Here is a 17,845-nt window from a genome sequence, read left to right as displayed (position 1 = left end):
TCATATCCTTCACTGTTAAGCTTTTTAGGTAAATTCTTTATTATTAAACACTTCGATCACAGACATCAGATTACCGGAAGTCAATTCCACTTCTTGCATGTATTGGATGGCGTCTGGTTCTTTAAATTGCTTTAAGCCTAAGGTGCTTAACCCTTTTAAAGTAGCTATGGAACTCTTTATTTCAGTTGTTGCTTTGGCTATCAGTTGTTCTTTTACCTCGTAGGCTTTGTGCCAGGAGTCGCGGCTTTGTTGAAGTTCTTTTGTACGTTCCTGTACTTTCTTCTCAAGTGCTTCGTTAATGGTTTTCCTGGTTTTGTTTATTCTTATCAGTAGCATTATTACGATAAGTAATGCAAAAGCTATAACTCCGATAAGAATATTTACCCAGCGCTGAACAGCAATGTTCTTTTGGGTGAGCTCAATAACTTGTTTTTGCGTTTCAATACGGGCCATGTTTTCTTTTTGGAGGTGCTCAGCTTCAATTTTCATGAGACCAGTAGTAAGTGTTTCACTAAGTATACTATTTTTCAATAAAATGTACTTCTCTTGATAAAGCGCTAACCTCTTATAGTCTCCAATCTTTCTGTATAGATCAATATAACATGAATATATTCGAGTTATTTCCAAATTATAAGATGCATCATTTGTTATGAAAGTTTCTGCTTCTCTTAAGTATTTCACCGCTTCCTCAATTCTATCTTTCCTGATTAGGATAGACGCTAATTCACTAATGTTTTCTAAACTAAACCGAGTATCTCCAATTCGCTTTGCCAATACGTAGGATTTAATAAAATAATCTTTCGCTATCTCGAACTCGAGAAGGTTTGTATAAATTTTCCCTAAACAAAAGTTCCCTTCGATTTTAATAATGTCGGAACAGTTGGTTTTACAAACATTGAAAGCGCTATCAACGTAATACTTTGCCTTACTAAAGTCATTCAAATTTCTGTAGCAAAGGCCAATATTTATAAGCGCTCTATCCAAATCAAAGTAATCCTGTAATTTAATCTTTGCATCTATACATTGGCGATAGTATGAAAGTGCTTTTTTATAGTCACGTAATTTATAATAAGTAAGCCCAATGTTATTTAAAGCTATATCGTAGTCAGCTTCTCCCCTACTCAAATCCTAGATTCGAAAAAATACTTTAATGCGGAATCATACCGAGCCTTCATAAGATAAGAAATCCCTAAGCTATTAGCTGATCGCTTCAACTCGTTACTCAATTTCTTCTTTCTGGCAATAGGAATAATTCGACGGTAGAGATTAATGGAGGAGTCAAGCATATCTAGTTTCCTCATAGTTGTTGCCAACAATCTTCCCGATAAAACTATGCGTACGCTGTCGTTTAAATGCTTCGCGATACTCATCGCTTCAAGTGCATATCTATTGGACACCTTATAATCTATATTAATATTTTCCCGTGCTAATTCAATCAATACATCAGCCCTTACTGTGCCGGTAGTATTTGGAAGTAACGCCTTTAAAGAATCTATCTTTTGTGCTTGTGTGTGAATGAATAGGGATAAAGCCGCAATAAGGAAAACACAGGTCTTTAACTTCATATAATTGTTTAGGAGTACTTTTCAGAAAACAAGTTTATCCAATGGTAAAAAGCAAGACCATTGTACTATTTTATTGCCATCATTTTCCTGAAGTTAGGGTTAAATAGTTTGAACAAACTATAACATAGGTAATTACTTATTAATTTTAAAGCAAAATTCTTATTCATGCCAATTTTTATATCGAGGAAGAAACTGGAAGCGGAGATATCAAAACGGGTGGCGGAGACGTGTGATCATATCATTTCAGAGATGGGTGCTGAAATTCATGATGACCTCATTCAAAAGCTCTCTGTCTTCAGGTTATACATTGACAGAATAGAACGATCGGCAACGGATGCGAAAGAAGTAGAATCGCTGGCTCTTAAAATGGGTAATGACTTTGAGCAGGTAACAAAGGTAATTCGTAATATTTCTCGCAGGCTTCTTCCTGCCCGCATTGAAGGTGATACACTGGCGAATACCCTTGCTATGCTCTGCCAGAACATGGAGCATCCTGGTTCTAACCATATTCATTTTTCCAATGAAGGATCGCCCAAACGTTTTGCAGATAACATTGAGATGTTTTTATTCAGGATTGTACAGGAGTTAATACACAATGCTTTTAAGCACTCTTCGGCCTGGCATATATGGGTCAGGTTGAAATGGGAGGAAAAGAAACTTCTTATTGAAGTTGAAGATGATGGCAGCGGGTTTGCCCGTATTCCGGAATTTATCAATCGCTTAAAAAAGAAACACAATACCCTGAAAATACGGACCCAGGCAATAGGTGCCAGGATTCAATATCTTCAAGGAGAAAAAGGTTTACTTGCAAGAGTTGAATATGAAATGTTCCATAAACAATCCGTTGATACAACGATATGAAGTGAAGAAGAGGACAGGGACAGGGACCAGGACAAGTATGTATAGCTCAAGTCTGATCCGTGTGGTCCCTTCTTTTCATTAATTATTGTGTATCAAAAACGTTGTTGCATCGTCATCGTTTTGATCATCCCATCCTTCATCACCATCAAGTTTGCGTTGCAAATAAAACTTAACTGCAGCCTGATTCATGAACAGATCCATCCGGTCGCTGTATACTCACCGTATCCGGATGGTTTTGATGTTGTCAGAAACCCTAACAGGAACAATACTTCCCGCAACTCCTGTAAAATCATCCACAGGAATGGCTACTATTTTTGGGGGGTACAAGATAATCCTTGACCGCTGCGGAGAATGGAGTACTAAAGGCTTTGCCGTTAACCAAGAACGCAGTAGCGCGTTACTACATCATTAATAAATGTTTATTCTCCCTTATACATTCCGGCTGTTACCCAACTAGCATCCTTCTGGCATCAGTATTGGTTCTGTGATAATTCACTGTAAATTCAATGATCCTTCATTAAAAAGGCCTTTTTGACAAAGTTGATACAAGGATCACAGAAGAAGGACAGAAGGATGAATGAAGGCAGATGAAAGGGAGAAGGAAGGCGGAAGGTAGCGCTCATACAATTATTGCCGAGTTATGGGCCGGAGGTGAAGGTGCTGAGCCCGGAGAGCTTGCAAGAGCAAATGATGGAGATGATTGAAAAGAGCAGGGCATTGTATAAGAAGTAACTCGCGTGTTGTCCTAAATCGGCTAAAGAGGTATTTTGAATTGCTCCTATAGCGATGCTAATTACCAATTTCTCTGCGGGAGGTATTATGACTAGAGAATTCCGTTACGGAAGGCGTATGCGAGCAACGCAGCAGTATTGGGAACATTTACCTTTTTCATAAGCCTTATCCGATAAGTTTCGGCGGTGGAGGGGCTCATCTTTAGGTGTACAGCAATTTCCTTTGTTGTTATGCCAGTGGCTATTGCTTTTAACATTTCCTTCTCCTGGAATGTAAGCGTAACAGAAGGTATTTCCTGCCAGCGTTGTGCATTTGTCTGAATGATCTTTAAAACACTCTCAGGGAAATATGTGCCTGACTGCAGCACGTTTTTTATTGCTTTGCTGATTTCACTGTAGCCGTCAAGTTTATAAACGATGCCATGTACGCCAGACTTTAACAGGTTGATGATCATCTCGGTGCCATCCAACCCTGTAACTGCTATTACTTTAGGGTGCTGGTCGATGGCCTTTAACCTGGCAAGTAGGTCGAAGCCTGTTACTGAACGTAGCCTTACATCCAGCAAAATAAGATCAACAGTGTTCTTTATCAGGGCTTCCTGAAATGTTTTCTCATCATGTGCTTCATAAACGTTTTTTACAACGCTTTCGTGCTGAAGCATGGCTCGCAGTCCTTCGCGCAGAAGTGCTTCATCATCGACAATAAGAACATTTACCTTCATTTAAGTAATTGGTGTTTTTCCAAAGATATACTGAAAACCTGACAAGTAATTGTATGGATTTCCTGATTAAATAAGTAAAATGGAGATACTTCCTTTAAGGAGTGGTTAATTAGTACAATGAAAGACGAAATGGATGAAGATAATAAGAGGCTAAAGACCGTGACCTGCCTGATTGTGGCGATAACCATTGGACTATTGCTATCAATAATACTGCTCCTTTTTATACTTCCCGTCAGCGCAATGAATATAAAGTCAGGAAAACCTGATTCCATGTTGTACGGTTTTCCTGACATAATATGCGCTAGCAATGAAATCTGATAATTAACATCTAAATTTAATTCATAAACCTTCTGAGGAGCTAGCAGGTTGAGTAAACTCTAAAGAAGCTTAATAAAACCCTTTCTTGAAGTGAAGCGCGAGTTTCACTTCTATTTTTAAGATATTATCATTTAAGAGAATAAAAAGGCCCATCCGGTATAAACCCCACACCTCACCCCTACTGGTGGGGTGTTTTTTTATATCGCTGCTTAATACAATAGATCCTCGTTTTTATTTCCCGATGTTAGATTCTTGATGGTTGTTTGATTTAAAAAAATCTCTATTTCTGGTATTTCTCAAGATCAAGCATTCAGTACTAGCACCCAGTGACGAACATCCATAAAATCCAGACAACCCGTCGTATGGTTTTCCTGATAAACTATCTTATCGCTTTGACTTTATAATTTATACCAGGCATATTAGAATACGTTTTTGCAAAGACCCTGTACCAGACAGATTTCTGGTGTTATAAAATCACTTTATAAATTTAGAATTAGAAACTCTAAGTTCAAAAATCTGGAAAGCCCTGCTCTCCTTTAATATTTCTCATTTAAAACATTTAAAAAATGCAAAACTTAAATTTACAGGAGTTCGCACCTATCGGTGTGGTGGAACTAAATCAAGAAGAAAGTAACAATACTAATGGTGGAATCCTTTGGGCAATTCTTAATGCAGCGCTTGTAATTTCTGCTATTGATAACTTTGGCGATATTCGCGAAGGCCTGGTCGATGGTTGGAACGGTACACCTCGTCATTAATAAGCCAAAACATATTGAATAAAATAGCATGTTCCTGAAAAAGACCAAATACATGGATTACTTTACGCTTCTTTTTGCATTTGCAATAATTCATCTTATAGTTTGGCTTATAGAGAATTTACCTGCTATTGTTCGTTATGTCTACAAATCATTCTTTTAAAAATTTAAACAAAGCTAATTATGTTGAACATTGAATTTAAATTAGACGAAACTCTAAATGTGGAGGAACTATCATCTGAGGAGGCATCTTCAACAAACGGTGGTGAATCTCTATGGTATTGGGTTGCGTATGGAGTAGGAGCTATCGGAAGAGGTATGGAGGCATTTAGAAGTGGGGCGGCATATTCATCTGAGCACATGCCAGGATTGAAATAGGTATCCATTGATATTTAAAGGGTACAAATAATTGTACCCTTTTTATTTTTATATTAATAGCTAAAAAAATGTTACCAAAGTCGGGTCTATATCTTCTATTTATAATTCTCTTGGTGTTAGCAGTTCTTACTGGATATTTATTTAACTGGATTAACGATACGTTCTTTCATTATAGTTCTGGAAATAATGACCTTGACTCATTCTCAGAGCCAATCAAATTTCTTCTAATAGTAGTGATAGCACCACTTGTTGAAACGTTATTTTTTCAACATCTACCTTATCAAGTTCTAACAAAATTAAAAATCAGGAATAAGCTTCTGCTCATTCTAACGCTCTCATTAATTTTTGGACTCTTTCACCTCTACTTTTGGCTTTATGCTATAATGGCATTCTGTGGCGGTATTCTTATGAATACGCTTTATATTTTTTCACGGCATTATTCAAAATACTATTTCTTAATTGTGGTTGCCTATCACTCGCTCTATAACCTCTATGGTTATTTATTTGTGGTTTGACTCGCAAAAAATGGCGTAGTTCTACATTCGCTAATCAATTTACCTTCAATTATATTAACTGGATAAAGATTATAAACTGGCAATAAAACTTTTGAAAGAAAGACACCATAAATACACTAACCCATGTAAGTCCTTTAAGTAATAGAATATGTTATTGAATACATCAGGATCAACAATTGGAATTGATAGACGTACGTTTAAGACATTACTCTTCATAATTTTATTTACAGTTATACGCGTTTTGACCGCTATTGCGTTTAACATTATATCAAAGCATATTTCGACAAAGTCTATACTGGAAGATTTAAGAGAAACTGAAAATGTTTATACGGACCTTCGAATACTTGTTATACTCGGCCCAATGCTAAAAACATTTCTGTTTCAATATATTCCTTTTAAGTACTTATTAAACAAATGTAAGCCAGCCCTAATTATAATGTTATCATCTCTCCTTTTCGGAATATGGCACTTTTATAATCCACTCTACATTTTAAGTGGAATATGTGCAGGATTGATTTACAATGTTGCGTACTATTTCAAAAGAAATAGTAATCCCTTTGTCATCACTTTTACAATTCATAGTTTATACAATTTAATCGCATTTATTATAAACAACAGTAAATTCTATTAAGATAGCTTGGCTAATTAAATTTTCCTTTCTTTCTGCTATAATTTTACTCCTGCTAATTTGATAAATAATATTCTGTACGGTTTTCCTGACAAAATAATTATGGGCTTGCTTTCCTAACGTACGTATCTCATATTCGATTACCATTCCTAATAAAGGGATAATAATCATTAGCATGTTACCACAAGAGATACTCACAAATTCTATTGAGAGTTTAATTAAGCAACATTCAAAAGGAAGTAACACCTTATACATTACGGTTATCCTTTTTATAATTACTGCATTATTCTCCCTGCCATTCATATCTATTTCCGTCACTATTCATTCACATGCACTTATTCGGCCTTCGACCGAAGTTACGTCTATCAGGTCGCTCGCAAACGGCACTCTTAAAGAATCTTTTGTCAAGGAAAATCAGTTAGTAAGAAGTGGTGATATTCTTTATAAAATTGAGAACAATGTACTGAACGAAAAGGAGAAATTTCTAGAAAAGAAGAAAGAAGAAACACTGAACTTTAGCAAAGACTTAAGTATCCTTATTCATCATAGTGCATCAAATACAACTTTACCTTCTCTTAAAACATCATTTTATCAACAAGCTTTTTCTAATTATGAAAAGAAGTTGAATGAGGTACTAACACACTATTCGAAGGTTAAACGCGACTATGACCGAAATCTGAAACTTCACGGGGAGAATGTAATTGCTGATGCTGAATTTGAGAATTATGCTTATGAGTTAAACAAAGCAACTCACGAACTTGAGCTTCTCAAACAAACACAACTTACTCAGTGGCAAAGTGAGTTACGGAATTATGAAAAAGAGTTAGCGCAATATGAGAGTGAGCTTTCACAGCTTCATGAGGAGAAACAAAATCTTATTATACGGGCACCTGTGTCCGGTACCATTCAAAATCACGCCAGTCTCTATGCGGGAAGCATGGTTTTCTCTAACCAGGACCTTGTTCAGATTTCGCCTGATACAAGTCTTATTGTAGAAGCTTATGTTTCGCCGAACGATATTGGTCTTCTTCAAAAATATATGTATGCAAGATATCAAATTGATGCCTTTAATTATAACCAATGGGGTCTTGCCACGGGAAAGATAACAGAAATTTCTAATGACATACAACTTATTAATGAGAAGCCTGTATTTAAAGTAAAATGTTCGCTAGACACAGAGTATCTCGCATTAAAGAACGGATACAAGGGAAGTTTAAAAAAAGGAATGACACTGCAAGCCAGGTTTATTGTAACAGAAAGAACACTATGGCAATTGCTATATGACCAAATGGATGATTGGATGAATCCTAACCTGTACAAAATCCAATAATAGCAATCTGAAATGAAAAGACCAGTAAAAATCAAACAGAGAGACATAATGGACTGCGGAGCTGCATGTCTCGCCTCTATAGCTTCATTTTATAATCTTAATCTTCCTGTTTCCCGGATCCGCCAGTTAGCGTCTACAGATAAGAAAGGAACAAACGTATTAGGGTTGATAGAAGCAGCCACGCAGCTTGGATTTGAAGCTAAAGGAGTAAAAGGACAATTTGAAAGTCTGTTTAAAGTTCCTACGCCTGCCATCGTTCACGTAATTGTAAAAGGCACGTTACATCATTACCTGGTGCTCTACAAGATCACACCTAAATACGTAGAAGTAATGGACCCAGGGGATGGTGAGCTGCACAAGTACTCTCATGAAGAATTTAAAAAAATATGGACCGGTGTTCTGGTGCTATTACTCCCCGGCCAAAACTTCGAATCTGGTAATACAAAAATTTCTCTCGCAACACGGTTCTTGTCATTGGTTGGCTCTCATAAAAGCATTATTACCCAAGCACTGTTTGGTGCATTAGTATATACACTAGTAGGGCTTACGACATCAATCTATGTTCAAAAGATTGTAGACTATGTGCTGGTAGACGGAAATAGAAACTTGCTTAACCTGATGACAGTGGTAATGCTTGGTCTGCTGGCCTTGCAAATCTTTGTAGGTGCATCGAAAAGTATTTTTATTTTACGTACTGGTCAGCTTATTGATGCACAACTTATACTTGGTTATTATAAGCATTTACTTAAACTGCCCCAACAGTTCTTTGACACCATGCGGGTAGGTGAAATTATATCGCGCATTAATGATGCAGTAAAAATCAGGACATTCATCAATGATGCTGCCATTAATATAGCAGTTAATCTATTCATTATCATTCTGTCGTTTGCTTTAATGTTCACTTACTACTGGAAACTGGCATTGGTTGTATTACTGATTATTCCTATATACACTTTAATCTACTTCATTACTAATCTTATTAATAAGAAAGCTGAGCGAAAAGTAATGGAGAATGCATCTGAGCTTGAATCACAACTTATAGAATCACTTAATTCTATAAGTACGATAAAAAGTTTTGGTCTTGAGAGCTATACAAATATTAAAACAGAAACACGTTTCGTCTCTTTACTTAATTCTGTATACCGTTCAGGCTTAAACAGTATTTATTCTGCACATTCGACAGAGTTATTCTCACGGCTATTCACCATTATTCTTCTATGGGCCGGAGCAGGATTTGTTCTTGATAAAGAAATAACACCCGGAGAACTTCTATCGTTTTATGCATTAATAGCCTATTTTACAGGACCAGTGAGCAGCCTTATAGGAATGAATAAAGCTGTTCAAAACGCATTAATTGCTGCTGATCGACTTTTTGAAATCATGGATCTGGAACGTGAGAAGAATGAGAATAAAATCAGGCTTACAAAAGAAATTATTGGTGAACTTTCATTTAAAAATGTTCAATTCAGATATGGATCACGAGTTACCGTATTTAATGATCTAAACCTCACGATTCCTAAAGGCAAAGTAACTGCCGTGGTTGGTGAAAGTGGCTCAGGAAAATCAACACTTATTACCATTCTTCAGAATCTGCACCCTATACAAAATGGAAGTGTGGCTTTAGGTGAATATGATTTAAAGTATATTGAAAATGAATCATTGCGATCGCTCATTAGTGTAGTGCCACAAAAGATTGATTTGTTTGCAGGAAACGTTATTGAAAATATAGCAGTAGGTGAATATGAGCCCGATATTAAAAAAATAATCTTAATTTGCACGGGCCTTGGAATTATTGACTTTATTGAAAAGCTACCAAATGGTTTTAACACTTACCTCGGAGAAAATGGTGCTACTCTTTCGGGTGGTCAAAAACAACGTATAGCTATAGCCAGAGCACTATACAAAGATCCTGAAATCCTCATACTTGACGAAGCAACAAGTGCACTTGATTCAGCATCTGAACAATATGTCCATAGAATGATTGACATATTGAGAAGTAATAACAAGACAGTTATTATCATTGCTCACCGTCTTAGTACTATTTATATGGCGGATAAAATTGTAGTACTCGATAAAGGAAAAGTGACTGAAGAAGGCTCCCATGAGGAACTTTTGAAAAATCGCGGCCAATATTTGAGATTATGGAGTCAACAATTTCCTTCAATTGATGAAGCTATAAAATCCAAAGATCACGAGCATTATTCACTCTAAATTGAAAATAATCTAAAGACAACTCGGACATACTCACCATAAAGCACATCTTTCTTCCCTTCTCCTTAACATCAACTTAAGAATAAGCATTTTACTGTCAATCGACTGTACTAACAGCATTATTGGCAAAGTAAATAACAATACCACTACCCTACCGGAAAATCACCCTAAAAGTATAAGGGTTTTTCCCGTTGTTTTCGCATCCATTCCAGATCACTTTTGTCATGTAGTCGTTCATGAACTCTATTTAAAAGCTCTGAAGTTGATGTTTCGGCCAGACAACTATTTCAGAAAATTATTGTAACAACTTAAATTAAAATCAACATGAAAAGAAATCTTAGAATTTATGGTGCTGTATCTGCTGTATTACTTGCATCATGTGTTATGTCATGCGAAGACCAACTGCTTGATGAACCTCAAGCTTCAAATCAAGCAACGCCTTCGACCGGAAAAAGTAAAACTTCTGCAAGATTTAACGAACAACCATCAACAGATATTAAGTCTGTAAAACTGGAGAAAGATGATCTGGTACAGATTCAGGAATTACTTAAAGAGGTTGACCCTGAACTTTATCAAATAGAAGTGCATGAGGGTGGTAAAGTAGTAGATCGTATCGGTAGCGCTGCCATTTATGATTTGCAAAAAGTGGGTGCATACTATGATGAAACGTTCGGCGGATCAGTTGCGGCAAATGAAATTCTTACTACGGTAAGTGACTATATAAAAACTATCTGGACGGCTAAGCTTCTTGAATCAAGAAAGTATGCAGAACTTATTACCAAAGTTGAAAGTATCCTTAACAGAAACGTAATACGTAACGTAAGTCTCGAGGCAGTAAAACTTGACAGCAAGGAGATAAGAGGTATTGAGAAAGCACTATCGAACATCGACCCCTCACTCTTCCAGGCTGAAATACACCTTGGTGGAAAAGTTGTAAGTCGATTGGGCAGTGGTGAAATTTCTGACCTACAAAAAGTAGGTGCGTATTATTCGCCTGAGTTTAGCGACTCGTTCTGTGGTAACGAAATTATTACCACTGTCAGCGATTATATTAAAACCATCTGGACGGCTAAACTGCTTGAATCTGGACGATATGAAGAAGAAGTAGCTTACGTTGAAAGTGTACTTAGCGCTGCAAGCGTACGATAGGTTTTATTCTAAGAGAAGCCTTCGTGAAGGGCTTCTCTAGTTTTTCTTCCTTAATATTTATTTTATGAAAATAAAAATCTATATCATTCTGATATTGGCCTGCGTTCACTTTGGTTTGATCTCTGTAAAAGCATTTAGAAATCAATTTGCTTGGGCCGAATGGCTTGCAAAGCATGAAACGCTCTCAAAGGTTGTGGAGTACTATTCTCAGGTTACTGTGATGCAGGCAGATTATAGTTTCTTTTCTCCCAACATTGCGTCCGATCTGAAGATCGAAGTAATTGTTGAAGATGAAAACGGAAAACATCCTGTAAATCTTTTTGATGTTTCAAACCCTGAGGTAAATACACGTTTTCAATGTTCAATCATTGGTTTTCAGAATGTATCAATTGCTCAAGAATTGATTGCGCGTTCGTGGGCTGCAAGAGCATACGAAAAATATCCTTCGGCAAAATTCATCGGTGTAAGAGGAGCAACTTACCAACTACCTACACAGCGGGAATATTCCTCAGGCAAGCTCCCATCCTACAAAAGGATGTTCGAGATTACGTTCAGCACTTCACACGGCAGAATGTAGAAAACAAATTCTTAACAAGATTATTATGAAGCATATACATATAAATTTTAATATACGTGAGTTGCTGATGCGTCCTGCTAAAACAGAACCTTTGGCATTCTTACGCATTGCTACAGCAATAGTGGCTCTTGCAGAATTACTCCTGCTAAGTTCTCATTGGAAAGATATTTACGGTAGTCATGGATACATAGAATGGGTTATTAGCAGTAATCTCTTTAGTATGCCGAATTTACCCACCATGGCAGGAATAAGTGAATTACTAAACCGTGAAGTGGTTTCGAACGATATGATAATGTACAGTTTACTGGGACTATACATTGTCTCACTTTCGTTAATGATGCTTGGATTTAAAAGCAATATCATGGCATTCTTCTCGTGGCTACTACATTTAACCATTAATAATAGTGCTAACATGTATGGTTATGGTGTTGAGACGTTCATACATGTCAGCCTATTCTACCTGATATTTATGCCTTCGTCTTCTCACTGGGCCATCTCTAAACATCCTGAAACAACTACTACAAAAATTTACGCTAATCTTTTGTTAACCATTCTTCAAATCCATTTGTGCATTGTTTACCTGAATGCGGGTATTGCAAAAATAGAAGGTGATGATTGGACAAGCGGAGAGGCTATATGGCGCGCAGTAGCGCAGCCATCATACAGTCAGGTAAACATGTTCTGGATCGCATACATGCCTTGGCTATCTTTTATTGCAACGTATCTTGTATTGCTTCTCGAAACTGCCTACCCTCTTTTTATCTGGTTTAGATTGTCAAGAATATATTGGCTTACTGGTATTATATTAATGCACGCAGGTATCGGAATATTCATGGGGCTATATGCGTTTTCAGCAATTATGACGGTATTAAATATTTCAGCATTTGGCTGGAGCTACATAGAAAATGTAGCCAAATATGCTCGAGGGAGATTTGCGTGGTCTGGCAAAAATAAGCTAGCCTTTAAAGAATATATTCACTAGCTATTTCGGCTAGTCATTTAAATGCAAGTTATGAAAACAGAAAAAGGTATCGTTTTGATACCTTTTCCTGTTAAAGAAAGTTTAATGAATTTTACTTTTGGATCATAACCTTTTGCTTAATCGACCTTCTGCCCTGATTAGCCATAATAATGTAAATTCCATTTGCAACACCATTGGATAGCTGTGGCCTTATTCCCTCAGCCAGTTCAGCAGGTGTGTGCTCAGCCTGATAGTGTGTTTTACCCATTTGATCTATCAACTGCAGGTATACTGATGTTTCAATATCACCTGTTTCAAGTTGAATGAATAACTCTTCCGCCGATGATGGATTGGGGAAGGTAGTCATTTCAAAAACATCTTCTGCTTCAATATCTTCAATTACTGTTACATCTTCGGTGCTTGCAATCCTTGCAGTAGACGTTGTAACTGTTATCGGTGCAGACCATTTATTCCATTGGGTTGAGGTTGGATTTGCGACTCTGCTAAACCTAGCCCGGTACTTTCCAGGAGTTTTGGCTGTATAGGTAAATGAGGTTGCCCCTGAGATAACTACGCCATCTTTTTCCCACTGGTAAGCATGAAATCCTTCTGCCAACATCAAGATGGGATATTGTGCCTTAGAAGCATCAATAACTGTGATACCTTTTGAAGCATGTATATTTTCTTTTCGTTTGGATAACATCCATGAATAAAACTCTGCCTCTGCAAATGCCTTAGGCCAACAGGTGTGTCCTACCCCTGAATACAATGAATACCTTACTACTGAACCTGCTGCTTTGTAATCATTTACAAGCTGCGTTGTGTATGCGGGGGCTGGGTTTGTGTCATTACCTCCCTGATAAGCCCATAGGGGAATGTGCGCAACCTTACTTTGAAGTTTGTATTTGCGTATGCTGGCATCGTTAATTGCAGACATTGGCTGAGCTGCAGCAAAAAGCCATGGTGCTCTTTTTATTGCTTCATATACTGCATAACCACCGATGGACAGACCGTGGACATATATTCGGTTTTCGTCAATATTATATTTCTGAGCAATTAACTGAACCAACCTAATGGCATCCTGAACATTCAAAGAATCCCATACATTGAACATTTGAGGTACAAGAACAAAGCCTGGAAAGTCGCGGCTTCCTAAAGTAGTATTATTAGGTAATTTACCTGCTGCTCGGTTTCGCGCATCAAGATGTTCTTTACCTCCCTGTTGGAGGTTATAATCATTATTCAACAACTTATGAGTCGCAGTTTTTGGAGCTGGAGGATTATTTACATTGGGGTCATACGACCAATTGGAATGATAACAGGCATTGTAATAACAATTACCTCGTTCAACCGCTCCATGAAATAACACCATTAAGGGATATCCTTCTGCATACGTAGAACTATAACTCAATGGCTTCAGCAGCCGGTAGTTCATTACAAAAAGATCGGCACTTCCATTTTTCCTTTTCAAGTGCCCTTCGGTATATGGGCTTGAGTCAAAGGATGTCATGTCAAGATAAGTATTGGTCTTTACACCTGAGGAACTTTCGCGAAAGCTAAAAGTTTGATTTTCGACAAGGTAAAAGTAGTTAGTTGAGGAAATCCTAGTTCGAATGTCTAATGTGCCATATGGCATTCCCGTGTTGTACAGATAAGAAGCTTTAACCTGTGCGTTGCTGTAATAATTGATTACAAGAAGGCACAACAAAGAGAGGTAGATTTTTTTCATGGAATTGATTTTTGCTTACACACATATCAGAAAGGCCAACGATAGATATGGTGAGGGCAAAAATGTTATACCTGAAAAAAGAAAGGTTGTATCCATACCTTTTGTATAAAAAGCAGGACACAACCAAATGAAGTGACGTCTATTCTATTCCCTAATAATAACCTTATGCTGCTTTATATAATCACCTTGTTTTACTCTGATCAGATACATTCCCTGTTTCAGATTTTGCTCGGGTGCAATTTGCAATTGTGTGCTTCCCTGGTCCATACTATATTGATTTGAAAATACTTCTCTGCCAATAGGATCTATAAGAGTTATATCTATCAGGCCAGTATGCCTGGTATCTATCTGCAAATTTATATTGCTCTGCACTGTAGGATTAGGGAATACATTTGCAACAAATGGTACTGGCACGTCAGGCTCTGTTCCTACCACCAATCCGCTCTTTAAAGCAGCTGACGGTATCAAAGCCCATTGGTTATTGGTATCAGGTCCTTTGTATTCAACAATAAGTGTATCGGTCTCTATATAATCAAAAAAGTCTACTGTAATTCTTTGCGGACCTTCTGATAGTGTTATCGCTTTACTCTCGACTGTTTTCAGATCATGAACACCATCATTTTTAACGATTATATTTTTGTTAATGCTTAGCCTGCTTCCGTCATCAGAACTTGTTCTGAACTGATAGCTTCCGGGAGTGGTGATAAACAGGAAGCCGTCAAATCTGAAGCTAAAATAATCGTCCTGTGTTTTAGGCGAGAGCGTGAAGTTATCAACAAAACCAGTATACTCCGGCTTTGCCCAATTGATGCTATCCAGGTTTGCCCAGTATCCTGCGCTATGTCCATAAAAGAGTCCTGTAATACCGTTGTAAATGGTAATCGTATTACTCTTAGTCCCCTCGTTACCACCTAAGTCAACCGCAGCAACCTGTACCTTATACACTCCGTTAATTTCTAGATCGTTTAAGCTAAATGTAGTGTCAGCTGACTGCGTCTTTATGGTTTGATCATTGATGGAGATGATATAATTACCAATACCTGCGTTATCCTGAGCAGGGCTCCACATAAGCTGAAATGTTTCAAGCGACAACCTTTTTGATTTAAGATTAAGCGGTGCCTGAGGTGCCTGTGTATCTGCTGCTGTTGAAATTTGAAGTACATCGTTAGCTGATGGTGCATATTGCGATCTTGCCGTATTACTTACCGCCCGGGTCTTGTACTGATATACAGATGAAGGCAATAAACCAGTATTGGAATATGATGTTGTATTGGCTGCGGTTAATGTTACCATTTCCCAAGTGGAGAATTGGTTATCTCCCGTTCTTCGTCTCCTCCAGATCTCGTAGCCGATTTCATCCTGAGCGTTATCCGTCCATTGAAGGTTGATTTGGGATGGTGATGAACTTTGTCCATTGAAATTAGTTGGAGCGCTAATGGTCATTGGAGCCTGATCATTGAAGAAAACATTTTTAGCTGCTGTTGGTGCACTATTACAATTATCATAATTTGCTACCACCAGTGTATAAGCACCATTTCCCATAGTTGATGTGACGTTTAAGTAACGTACTGTATCATCCTGATCACCTGGCAAATTGAGCAGGGTTCCGTTTTTGTACCAGTAATAGTGGGCAAATTCACCTACTGATTCTAATCTTGCCTGATTGCCTCCATTCAGATCTTTGAGCATTACAGTACCTACTTGTCTTATTTCTGCTACGGGAGGGTTTGGTTGTACAGTTACGTTTACTTCGGGAGACCATTCATTCCAATCAGCTTCTGTTGGATTTTCAACACGTGAAAAACGTGCGCGATATTTTGCTGAAGCTTTCGCAATAAAAGTTGCCTGGTTTGCACCGTTGATTATCTGGCCGTTCATCTGCCATTGATAGGCTTTGAAACCTTCCGGCAGCTGAAGCTTAAGGCCCTCGTCGCTACAAATAGAAGGAGTGCCTGCAAATACGTGAATAGAAGCTTTATTTACTCCCAACATCCATTTAAAAAAGTCTGGTTCGTTGTACGCTCTATTCCATGTAGTATGACCAAGGTCAGGATACTCTGTAAGTTTAACAATAGCTCCTGCATCTTTGAAAAGTTTAACATACCGTCTTGTTCTATCAGGTGTCGGCTCCTTATCAAGGCCTCCTTGAAATGTCCAATTAGGTATGTGTGTAATAGTTGACTGCAGATCCCTACTTGTTATGCCCGCGTCATTTACTGCTGACATGGTTATTGCAGCAGCAAACATCCACGGTGCTCGCTTCATAGCCTCATAAGCCGCGTAGCCACCCAATGACAAACCATTAACATAGATTCTGTCTTCATCAATATTATACTTTTTAACAAGAATCCTTATGATGCGGAGCGCATCCTGTACCTGTGAACCCGTCCATCCATTAAGTGTCTGTGGAAAAAGTACAAAACCGGGGAAAGCCCTGTTGGCTAGTGAAGGATCATCCGGACGTTTATTACCGGCTAGATTCACCGCATCCAAGTAAATTTTTCCTCCATGAAGAAGGTTATGATCATTATTAAGCAATTTAGAACTGGCATCTGTTGGTGCTGGGGGATCATTGGTTGCAGGAGAATATGCTCTGTTTGAGTGATAGCACGTATTATCCCAGCAATTCGCGCGCTCACCAGCACCATGAAACATTATAATCAAAGGATATCCCTTTGCATAATTTGCATCATATCCTACAGGTTTTAATAGCCTGTAATTCATGACGAAAGCATCTGCAGCTCCATTTTTTTCTCGTAGGTTTCCTTGTCCATAGGCTTTGGAGTCCCAGGAGGTCATGTCAAAATATGTATTTGTTCTTACTCCCGGTGCACTTTCGCGGTAGCTGAATGTCACGTCTTCCTGCAGATAGTAATATCGGGTTGCTGTCTTACTAATACGGAGGTCTAACGTGCCATAAGGCATGTTTTCATTATAGATAAAAGTGGTGTCAACCTGGGAAAAAGAAAGATGATAGGTAAAGGAAATTAGAAAGAGTGTAATAATTTTCTTCATACGTTTTTTTATCGTTCTGGCGCTGTATTTACAGCACACAGGAAGAAAAAAAAGCATACCATTTTGCCGCTTATCAGCTGGGATAAAGTTAAATAGTCTTAGCAGCCTTTAAAATGGTGATACAGCCGTATGAAGAAAACTTAGATATAAACTGTGGAAGTTAAAACCACAGTTTATACCAATGCAGATACACTAGCTTCTTTGTGAGAAGGCCGTGGTTTCAATTGTAGAATCTGAAACATTTCTTTGTCTTGTACAAAACCTGGATTAGGTGTTGTAAGCAATTTATCACCAGCAAAAATTGAATTAGCACCAGCTAAGAAACATAAAGCCTGCTCTTCCAATGTCATCCTAACCCTGCCTGCTGAAAGACGGACCATAGCTCTTGGCATAATGATAC

Annotated in this window: 17 protein-coding genes and 1 pseudogene; 12 read left to right on the top strand and 6 right to left on the bottom strand. The window is 37.9% G+C overall.

The features are described 5' to 3' along the window. Nucleotides 1–24: 24 nt before the first annotated feature. Nucleotides 25–1,125, bottom strand: a complete 1,101-nt coding sequence (locus tag KK060_RS18545; protein ID WP_254155271.1) for a tetratricopeptide repeat protein — start codon at nucleotides 1,123–1,125, stop codon at nucleotides 25–27. After that, complete coding sequence (locus tag KK060_RS18540; RefSeq protein WP_254155270.1) at nucleotides 1,122–1,565, bottom strand: hypothetical protein; 444 nt, start codon at nucleotides 1,563–1,565, stop codon at nucleotides 1,122–1,124. The genes KK060_RS18545 and KK060_RS18540 overlap by 4 nt, the downstream gene beginning before the upstream one ends. A gap of 165 nt (nucleotides 1,566–1,730) precedes the next feature. Here KK060_RS18540 and KK060_RS18535 point away from each other — a divergent pair, with 165 nt between their 5' ends. The 3 genes from KK060_RS18535 to KK060_RS25360 all read left to right on the top strand — a co-directional run bounded on the left by KK060_RS18535 (nucleotide 1,731) and on the right by KK060_RS25360 (nucleotide 3,158). Beyond that, the gene (locus KK060_RS18535; RefSeq protein ID WP_254155269.1) at nucleotides 1,731–2,426 is read left to right on the top strand and encodes a sensor histidine kinase; all 696 of its coding nucleotides are present in this window, start codon (nucleotides 1,731–1,733) and stop codon (nucleotides 2,424–2,426) included. 187 nt (nucleotides 2,427–2,613) lie between these two features. After that, nucleotides 2,614–2,838, top strand: a complete 225-nt coding sequence (locus tag KK060_RS18530) for a hypothetical protein (protein ID WP_254155268.1) — start codon at nucleotides 2,614–2,616, stop codon at nucleotides 2,836–2,838. A gap of 239 nt (nucleotides 2,839–3,077) precedes the next feature. Next, nucleotides 3,078–3,158, top strand: a complete 81-nt coding sequence (locus tag KK060_RS25360; protein ID WP_496196145.1) for a hypothetical protein — start codon at nucleotides 3,078–3,080, stop codon at nucleotides 3,156–3,158. Between the two features lie 91 nt (nucleotides 3,159–3,249). Here KK060_RS25360 and KK060_RS18525 read toward each other — a convergent pair whose 3' ends face one another. Beyond that, the gene (locus KK060_RS18525; protein WP_254155267.1) at nucleotides 3,250–3,879 is read right to left on the bottom strand and encodes a response regulator; all 630 of its coding nucleotides are present in this window, start codon (nucleotides 3,877–3,879) and stop codon (nucleotides 3,250–3,252) included. Between the two features lie 884 nt (nucleotides 3,880–4,763). Here KK060_RS18525 and KK060_RS18520 point away from each other — a divergent pair. The 9 genes from KK060_RS18520 to KK060_RS18490 all read left to right on the top strand — a co-directional run bounded on the left by KK060_RS18520 (nucleotide 4,764) and on the right by KK060_RS18490 (nucleotide 12,722). Continuing rightward, nucleotides 4,764–4,955: a hypothetical protein gene (locus KK060_RS18520; protein WP_254155266.1), complete on the top strand. Its 192-nt coding sequence runs from the start codon at nucleotides 4,764–4,766 to the stop codon at nucleotides 4,953–4,955. Nucleotides 4,956–5,174: 219 nt separating this feature from the next. Beyond that, nucleotides 5,175–5,330: a hypothetical protein gene (locus KK060_RS18515; RefSeq protein ID WP_254155265.1), complete on the top strand. Its 156-nt coding sequence runs from the start codon at nucleotides 5,175–5,177 to the stop codon at nucleotides 5,328–5,330. Nucleotides 5,331–5,398: 68 nt separating this feature from the next. Continuing rightward, a complete protein-coding gene (locus KK060_RS25250; RefSeq protein ID WP_367397508.1) occupies nucleotides 5,399–5,845 on the top strand; it encodes a CPBP family glutamic-type intramembrane protease in 447 nt (148 codons plus the stop codon). A gap of 148 nt (nucleotides 5,846–5,993) precedes the next feature. Then, the gene (locus tag KK060_RS25245) at nucleotides 5,994–6,476 is read left to right on the top strand and encodes a CPBP family intramembrane glutamic endopeptidase (protein WP_367397507.1); all 483 of its coding nucleotides are present in this window, start codon (nucleotides 5,994–5,996) and stop codon (nucleotides 6,474–6,476) included. 172 nt (nucleotides 6,477–6,648) lie between these two features. Beyond that, a complete protein-coding gene (locus KK060_RS18510) occupies nucleotides 6,649–7,803 on the top strand; it encodes an HlyD family secretion protein (RefSeq protein WP_254155264.1) in 1,155 nt (384 codons plus the stop codon). Nucleotides 7,804–7,815: 12 nt separating this feature from the next. Next, nucleotides 7,816–10,014, top strand: a complete 2,199-nt coding sequence (locus KK060_RS18505; protein ID WP_254155263.1) for a peptidase domain-containing ABC transporter — start codon at nucleotides 7,816–7,818, stop codon at nucleotides 10,012–10,014. 324 nt (nucleotides 10,015–10,338) lie between these two features. Continuing rightward, a complete protein-coding gene (locus KK060_RS18500) occupies nucleotides 10,339–11,163 on the top strand; it encodes a hypothetical protein (protein ID WP_254155262.1) in 825 nt (274 codons plus the stop codon). Between the two features lie 64 nt (nucleotides 11,164–11,227). Then, nucleotides 11,228–11,740 carry a hypothetical protein gene (locus KK060_RS18495; RefSeq protein ID WP_254155261.1) on the top strand — a complete coding sequence of 171 codons (513 nt, stop codon included), beginning with the start codon at nucleotides 11,228–11,230 and terminating at the stop codon, nucleotides 11,738–11,740. 25 nt (nucleotides 11,741–11,765) lie between these two features. Then, a complete protein-coding gene (locus KK060_RS18490; RefSeq protein WP_254155260.1) occupies nucleotides 11,766–12,722 on the top strand; it encodes an HTTM domain-containing protein in 957 nt (318 codons plus the stop codon). A gap of 91 nt (nucleotides 12,723–12,813) precedes the next feature. Here the strand turns inward: KK060_RS18490 and KK060_RS18485 are convergent, their stop codons facing one another. The 3 genes and pseudogenes from KK060_RS18485 to KK060_RS18475 all read right to left on the bottom strand — a co-directional run. Next, nucleotides 12,814–14,430 carry a prolyl oligopeptidase family serine peptidase gene (locus tag KK060_RS18485; protein ID WP_254155259.1) on the bottom strand — a complete coding sequence of 539 codons (1,617 nt, stop codon included), beginning with the start codon at nucleotides 14,428–14,430 and terminating at the stop codon, nucleotides 12,814–12,816. Between the two features lie 144 nt (nucleotides 14,431–14,574). Then, the gene (locus tag KK060_RS18480; RefSeq protein ID WP_254155258.1) at nucleotides 14,575–17,445 is read right to left on the bottom strand and encodes a fibronectin type III domain-containing protein; all 2,871 of its coding nucleotides are present in this window, start codon (nucleotides 17,443–17,445) and stop codon (nucleotides 14,575–14,577) included. Nucleotides 17,446–17,618: 173 nt separating this feature from the next. Further along, nucleotides 17,619–17,845: pseudogene (locus KK060_RS18475) on the bottom strand (biotin synthase BioB); the annotation flags it as partial.

The organism is Chryseosolibacter indicum, from assembly GCF_018598585.1.
Classification (GTDB): Bacteria; Bacteroidota; Bacteroidia; order Cytophagales; family Cyclobacteriaceae; genus Chryseosolibacter; species Chryseosolibacter indicus.
Note: the sequence above shows the minus strand (reverse complement) of the source record. Positions and strands in the feature narration are given on the sequence as shown.